Source organism: Candidatus Nitrosotalea sp. FS, assembly GCF_011319475.1.
Taxonomy (GTDB): domain Archaea; phylum Thermoproteota; class Nitrososphaeria; order Nitrososphaerales; family Nitrosopumilaceae; genus Nitrosotalea.
The window spans coordinates 1-7,320 of the sequence record NZ_RCMC01000094.1 but is presented as its reverse complement, the minus strand read 5'-3'; the positions used below and the strand labels follow the sequence as shown (position 1 = coordinate 7,320).

9 protein-coding genes are annotated in these 7,320 nt (G+C 36.6%); 4 read left to right on the top strand and 5 right to left on the bottom strand.

All coding sequences use genetic code 11. From position 1 onward, the window contains the following. The coding region (locus tag DYY66_RS03410) for a hypothetical protein (protein ID WP_166286217.1) at positions 1-1,273 on the top strand (1,273 nt) is incomplete at its 5' end. 10 nt (positions 1,274-1,283) lie between these two features. Here the strand turns inward: DYY66_RS03410 and DYY66_RS03405 are convergent. The 4 genes from DYY66_RS03405 to DYY66_RS03390 form a co-directional block, all read right to left on the bottom strand. Beyond that, positions 1,284-2,090 (bottom strand): hypothetical protein, encoded by an 807-nt coding sequence (locus DYY66_RS03405; RefSeq protein ID WP_166286215.1) that lies wholly within the window; start codon positions 2,088-2,090, stop codon positions 1,284-1,286. Position 2,091: 1 nt separating this feature from the next. After that, a complete protein-coding gene (locus tag DYY66_RS03400; RefSeq protein ID WP_166286213.1) occupies positions 2,092-2,382 on the bottom strand; it encodes a hypothetical protein in 291 nt (96 codons plus the stop codon). Between the two features lie 40 nt (positions 2,383-2,422). Beyond that, on the bottom strand, positions 2,423-3,277 hold the full coding sequence (locus tag DYY66_RS03395) for a TrmB family transcriptional regulator (protein ID WP_166286212.1): 855 nt from the start codon (positions 3,275-3,277) through the stop codon (positions 2,423-2,425). A gap of 84 nt (positions 3,278-3,361) precedes the next feature. Then, positions 3,362-3,553, bottom strand: coding sequence for a PepSY domain-containing protein (locus DYY66_RS03390; RefSeq protein WP_166286211.1), 192 nt, complete (start codon positions 3,551-3,553; stop codon positions 3,362-3,364). 175 nt (positions 3,554-3,728) lie between these two features. On the opposite strand from DYY66_RS03390, the gene DYY66_RS03385 reads away from it, so the two are divergent. After that, positions 3,729-4,088 (top strand): PPOX class F420-dependent oxidoreductase, encoded by a 360-nt coding sequence (locus tag DYY66_RS03385; RefSeq protein WP_166286209.1) that lies wholly within the window; start codon positions 3,729-3,731, stop codon positions 4,086-4,088. Between the two features lie 60 nt (positions 4,089-4,148). Here the strand turns inward: DYY66_RS03385 and DYY66_RS03380 are convergent, their stop codons facing one another. Next, the gene (locus DYY66_RS03380; RefSeq protein WP_166286207.1) at positions 4,149-5,687 is read right to left on the bottom strand and encodes a hypothetical protein; all 1,539 of its coding nucleotides are present in this window, start codon (positions 5,685-5,687) and stop codon (positions 4,149-4,151) included. A 522-nt stretch (positions 5,688-6,209) separates the two neighbouring features. Here DYY66_RS03380 and DYY66_RS03375 point away from each other — a divergent pair. Together DYY66_RS03375 and DYY66_RS03370 are read left to right on the top strand one after the other, a co-directional pair. After that, a complete protein-coding gene (locus tag DYY66_RS03375) occupies positions 6,210-6,905 on the top strand; it encodes a methyltransferase domain-containing protein (RefSeq protein WP_255496023.1) in 696 nt (231 codons plus the stop codon). A gap of 8 nt (positions 6,906-6,913) precedes the next feature. Next, the coding region (locus DYY66_RS03370) for an alpha/beta hydrolase (protein ID WP_166286205.1) at positions 6,914-7,320 on the top strand (407 nt) is incomplete at its 3' end.

Sequence of the window (7,320 nt, the reverse complement as noted above, 5' to 3'; positions counted from 1 at the left end):
GTTAAACTCTACTACTCTTGATCTTTGGACACAATCATTTTCGGCAAAAATATTGAATGGAACAATTTCAACGGTCATTGATAACGCAACTCAATTACCACAAGAGATTGTGGTAGGAAATCAAAATATCGCTGGTATAAACGAGGCACAGAATTTCCAGTCATCCATATCTCTGAATACATCATTTCCATCACTAACAAATGGAACAACTGTAGTTAATACGATTAATATGACAAACTACACACTTCCAAATTCGACTTCAGTTGTATCTATAATTCCAACCATAGTCACACCGGCTAATACAACATCACGACAATTCATAGCGACTCCGCCTCTTAACATAGTTCCAGGTCAAGAGATGATAATTCCTGTTGCAGATTCTGCTATTCCAAGTTTTGGTGGATTAAAAGAACTTGATTTCCAGTCCTCTCCTAATGCAACTCCAACTGGGGGTAATGCTACCAATGAATGGTTTACAGCAGAGGTTGATAACAAACTTCCCTCAACAATCTCTGCTGATGGTATAGATGGAATCATAGTTCTTTTCATCAACATCCAGTATCCATATGACGATACTGGTGTTGGATTTAATTGGGGAATTCCAGCAAACCATGCCAAACCACCGACAATGACATTGGTCATAAACAAGACTGACCAACTGGGAATACAAAATGACTCTAATGGGTGTCCTGTAATCGATGCATATACCTTAAGCTTGGGTTCATGGACTAGCAACGGTCTTGGCGAAGTGTCATCTAGTTCCATCAGTCCAACACAATGTCATGTAAAAATACAATCTCAACATCTCTCCAAGTTTGCCTTTTCTATGCGACACATAGGAAATGTCAAGCCTTCTGGTCCAGGTCAATTTGGTGTAGGCGAAGTTTCAGATTCCATCAGTCCAATAAATTGGCAAGGGTATATGGATAAAGTAACTGCATCAAACTCTGAGCAAAACACATCGCCACAAAATGCTTACGCATTATCATCTGATGGTAATGTTGCAACCAGTCCAGGCTTTAGCAATATTGAGTGTAGCAAAGGTCCTGGATATACATTGATGACTGGAACGTATACAAATAATGGCAAGTCTGACGAAATAGATTTCCTACAAATGTCTCTACTTGATAAAGAAGGACATGTTATAGCCACAGGAAATGGTATGATACCGCATGCCAATGCACATGAACCCACGTTCTTTTCTGCCATAACTAGAACCGATAAGGACTTTGCATCATGTACAGTTCAAATTGATAATTCCATATCCAAATAAAAATTGAATTTTATTTTAGATCGTCAGTTTTACCAAAAGATTTCATTTTTGGTTTTTTGAATAACTTGACGTGACTGTAAATTCCAAATGCAAATAAAATGTATGACCACATGTACAAGATATTGATTGGATTGCTACTGTAGGATGATTTGTCAATGTCTAGGAAGAAAAATCCAGAATCAGCTATAATATTTAGTATGATTGCAATGCAGGTAAAAGACCAAAACAAGCCCACTTTGCCTTTGATAAATAATAATACTCCCAAGACTGCTGGAAACAAGATCATCGTATCGGCAATTGGATATACGGCACCCCACAAAATTTCAAAAATGGAAGCATCTCTATTAAGAGAATATGTTGAATATATTGTTGGAATGAAAAACATGAGACTTGCAAGGGCTGCATAGGCAAGTAATTTGTTAGAGATAGCAAGTCGGAATGGTTTTAGATAATATATTGAAAAAACAAACAACAATGAATATCCTGCAAGATAAAACCAGTCTCCTTGTTCTGGAAATGGGGATAGACGAGATATGATTTCAGAATTTAACCATGTGAGCTCTGCAGCAAACCAAAGTGATGCAAACCCTGCAAATAAGAGATATGCCTTTCCATGTCCTCCGCCTAGTCTGAATTGCACTGCGATAATTATTGATAATACAAACAGTCCTCCTGATAAAAACACCATGAGAAAGTCTGTAGTTACATCTGCTGCATTCTTGCTTATGATGTTTGAAATTAATACCGCAAAGCCAACCGAAAGAAGACCGAATACAAATAACTTGTTTCGTCTTACGTTTTCATTCTCTGTTTGCATTCTATTTTGTTAATACTTTGAGGAACTCGCCTACTGGTCTTTCTTGGCTGAATTCCCCCAGGTTTTTCTTGATCTTTGCTATCACTGCAATATCTGCATAACCGAATATCTCTCTGAGTACATTCTTCAGATAATCAGGATTTTCTAGGCAGTCCGCAAGTGCGCATTTGTACTTTTGAATCAGACTGGTGTTGACTATATCTAATGTAGGTCCGCCCATGTCGTTTAGGGCATCTTCTACAGCTGCTGTAAACAGCTTTTTGTTATCATTCATTATCTCTTTGTCATTCAATTTTTATTCTCACCTATTGATTTTTTTAATAAAGTCAGGATTAACGGCATACTGATGCCTCCTCCCATGAGTAATCAAATAGATTATGCATGGCATCAATCAAAGGCTTAGAGTCTGACCAGACTGCAAATATGTCATTTGAAGGATGTGTAGCATTTCTCAAAAACATCAATATTTCTCGATTGTCTTTTAATACAAAACATTGATTGTCAGTTTTACTTGTGGGCATTATCTTTATTCTACGCTTGTCTATTTTTTCAACATACTCTGGAACCGTATGTGCAGGTGAGACTATGATCCTGACATTGAATATGGAATTTGGTAATGTATCAAAAATATTTGAATGATAAAATCTGGAAAGATCCTTGACAGAACCAAAAATTAAAAATTCTTCTCTTGCAGTATTTACCATGTTTGATATTTTAGTAAAGATTTGTGGATTTCCTTGTAGCATTTGTAATTTTTCTTTTTCATCATCAATTGTCTCTATTGCAAGCGTGGGAACTGCATTCCATAGTTCTGAGATCTCGTCTTGCTGTTTTGCAAGTGTGTTGATTTTTTCTTTTTCTGCATCAATCAATATTGATATTGTTTTTTCAATTGGTAACGCAGAATATCTTGTAGGCGATGAAAGCTCGGCAGTGACTATTCCACGATTCTGTAATGTGTTTATGATGTAATATGTTTCTGTTCTGGGAAGACCTAGAGCTTTGAAAACATCTGGAGCAGTTTTGGGACCAAACTTGCCCAAAAATATGTACACCTTGGCTTGGTTTGATGTTAGACCAAATTTCAAAAGTTCGCCCTTAATCTTTTCAAGTCGCATTTTGTTATCATACATATGAGAGCCTGGATCAGAATCAAAAACTGTCAAGTTCTTCTCTTTGTCGAGCATTCTTGATGAGTTCTCTATACTCGTTTTAGGTATAAAAGTTCTATCTGAACTTGAATTGACTTGGCGCAACTGACAAGTCTTCAACTATGAATACCCCAAGATTCTGCCTGTCTCTGCATCTATCATCACTTTTTTGACATCTTTGGGCATCAATCCTGTTTTTGCAGAGACGGTCCATACATCGTCTTCTAAAAGAACATCACTCACTATGATTGAATGGTATTGTTCTAGGAATCTTCTTGCTATCTCCTTTGCTTTGAATTCATCAATTGTCAATCTAGTTTTGATAGTATCGAAACTTCGATAAGACTTGTTATAGATCACTTTGTGACATGAAAACCTTTATTACATTCAGATTTTCGTTGGTTTTATCTTCAAAAGTAATCGTATCATTTTATCGTCATCTTTTAATCTAATTTTGTGTTAAATACTTTAGAAAATGTCATCTAGTATGATAACTCCGTTTCTTGATGAAAAATATCTTAATCTTGAAACATATAGAAAAAATGGCCAAGCGGTAAGAACACCTGTCTGGTTTGTCGTCGATAATGGAATCATATATGTTGCAACACCGTCTACTACTGGCAAAGTCAAACGTCTTACACATAGTAAGAATATTCGTATTGTGCCTTCAAACATGAAAGGCATACCAAAAGGAAACTGGGTTGATGCAACTGCATACTTTGCAAACGAATTTGAATCGTCTCAGGTAATTAAACTTCGCAAGAAAAAATATGGTATCATGGCAAAACTAATTGGTCTGTCCGTATACAGAAAAGGCAAACCTGTTGTAATTGGTATCAAGATTTGAATTTAATCTGTAATTTGAAATACTCTCTCAGATAACCATGTGTTTAATCTACAAAGTTTTCTATGATGTGATTAACTTGAGAAACGCTGCAAAAATGGGGCTTGAGAAATACTGACTTGACATTACTTGTTTTGCTGGAGGACTTGAGTTGGTAACTGTGTTTCCAGGTGCTCCCATGGTCAATGTTGCGGTATGGAATTTTATAATGACTGCATATGATTTTTCATTATAGTTGACTGTAAATGACTTGTCTCTTTGAGCATCATCCAAAGTTACAATTTCTGCAATGCCGTCTGCACCATAATCTCCGAATATTCCTACGTTTGGTTGTAGCTCTAGTATTGTAAGTGGAATGGAAAACTCATTGATTGATAAAGTTCTGTAAAACCCACTGCTTGCTTTTGTTATCTTTTGTATTGCATTTGGCTGTAACGATGCAACTACTACTCCTTGTGGTGCTGGATCCTCTGTTAGTCTGCCATTGTGATTGAACATCATGGAGGATAAATTACCACTTAGATTCTGCATGGCAATTGTTCCATCGGCATCAGGTGCTCCGCTTCTGTCAAATGCCTGATAGTATACTGTGTTGTTTGTACTAGCTGTCCCCCAGGTCCATGAATCCTCCTGAGTTGGATCGATGTTGAGTTGAGGATCAATCACATCACCATGCACATTTGCACTTCTTGGCCAATCCATTCTACTACTTACGATTCCAATTTCACTGGACGGAATTCTGTCAAAATTAAGCTCAATAGATTGGACTCCAGACCCTCCTCTGTTGTATTGAACTGTTACTTTTGTATTAGGACCAAAATCATATAGCTGAATTATTGGCCATGCATCAATTAATGCTTGGTTGTTAGACTGCTGAGCTATTTGACCAGCTTTTCCTAAATTCAAATTTAATGTTTTATTTTCTCTTACGACATGATCTAGTAAATTAGATTTTGCGCCTGTAATGCTAGGTATTGCATGATCAACAATTCCTGTGCATGTTGCAGATATTGTAGTTAGTGGACTTTGACTTCCATCTGATGATCCAGGTGCACTTCTTGCTATTGCGATTCCACTTGTCTGTGCAAAATCAACGCCTGTTGCAACAATTGCACTTGAAGGAGAACAAAACTTGCCAAAATCAAGGCCTTTGCCAGAAGCGCTTATCTGCGTAGCATCTGCGATTTGGGCTTGTTTACTGTCTGCAAAATATGCATACCAGTTTCCATCAGTTGCCTGAGCCATTCGTAATTTTTTTCCATTCACTGTGACATCGGGCTCACCGTATGCTTGATCCAATCTATTTATGTTAGGGTCGATTACAATTACTTGAATTACTTGAGGTCCTGCAAAATAGTTTTTAAAAAATGAATTTTCTGCAGAGACATACAGATTTGGGTTTGATGAAATGTGTTGGGTAGGCTCGTATTGTGGAAGTAATGGCTCGATTGCACTAGCCGGTGTTGTCATAATTCCTGCAAAAAGCATGACTAGTAGGAATACCGAAATTATAAGTCTGTGTCCTTGTTTTATCTGGTTGTAAAATTTCTCCCCTATTTTCATATGATTAAACTCTCTGGTGTCATAAAATACTAGATTCATTTAGTTTTAACTATTTTGATATATGACGTGTCCGGGATTGCGTACTTTAGTGAAAATTTACAACGTGATTTGATAAATTATGGAATATCCTTTAACCGCTTGCATGATATGACAACAATATTTGTTGTAACGCATTACCATAATTGATAATAATCATCATAGTCTAGTCATCAGGGAAGACAAGGGATACAAAAAATGGGAAATGGTTTGAACAATAATTATGTTTTAGGTAATACTTCTGATGAAATTGAGAGACTAAAGATCCAATCTGCTTTATTTGAACCCCTGACTAGAGACTCTCTGTTGAAAGGTGGCATACGAAAAGGAATGAAATGCTGTGATGTTGGTTGTGGACCTGGTGAAGTCACAAAAATGATGGGTAATATGGTTGGAAAAAGCGGTNTGGGAAATGGTTTGAGCAATAATTATGTTTTAGGTAATACCTCTGATGAAATTGAAAGACTAAAGATCCAATCTGCTTTGTTTGAACCTCTGACTAGAGACTCTCTGTTGAAAGGTGGTATGCGAAAAGGAATGAAATGCTGTGATGTGGGTTGTGGTCCTGGTGAAGTCACAAAAATGATGGGTGATATGGTTGGAAAAAGTGGCAAAGTGGTAGGATTTGATATCAATGAAAACTATATCAAATATTGTAAGGCATCAACAAAACAAAAAAATGTCTCATATGTATGTGATAATATAATCACATCAAAAACTCTACCTGCTGAAACCTTTGATATTGTGTATTCAAGGTTCATGTTTGTGCATTTGAGTAACAAGGCAAATGCATTGAAACACATGACTCGTCTTGCAAAAAAAGGTGGCACAATAATAGTCCAGGAACTTGATCATGCTCCTGATTCCTGGCTATCCTATCCAAAACGAAAGGGTGTGAATACTCTGAGAAAGATCTATGTAAAACTTGTAAAAAATGCTGGAGGCGATCCTTATTCTGGTAGAAAATTGTACAAAATGTTTGTTGACCAAAATCTTGATAGTACTATCGAGTCCTATTCGCCTTGTCTTGTGATGGGACGTGAGCCTTTCAACTCGCTTGGATGGAAGATTGCACTTAGTCTGAAACCACAAATTTTCTCTCTTGATCTTATGAGTAAAAAAGAATTCGATGACATGCTAAATGATCTCAAAGAAATGTCGCAAGACCCACATAGTTTTGTGCTTTATGCAAGACTTTTCAGCGTGATAGGGAGAAAGTAGTTTCAATAATGACACTGCAAGAAACAAGTAATGGAAAAATTAATGTAATAAAATATTCATCTACTGCACCATCTGATAAAATAGTATTATGCATTCATGGATTTTGCTGTGATGGAAGGATATTTGATTATCTTGGAAACTCTCTTGCAAAAAATGGGTTTGATGTGTACAGTATTGATCTACCTGGTCATGGAAAATCATATGGGGAAAAAGGAGATCTTGACTTTGATGCATGTCTAGCATCAATACATGATCTTGTCACAAAATTAAAGGGTACTTCAAAACTATTCATTCTCGCTCATAGTTTGGGATGTACATATGCACTATGGTATGCTCACACTTTTAAAAAATCCGTTGATGGGTTGATCTTATTTGCACCATATGTGCGAATACCTAGTATAAAGAAACGAAGTGA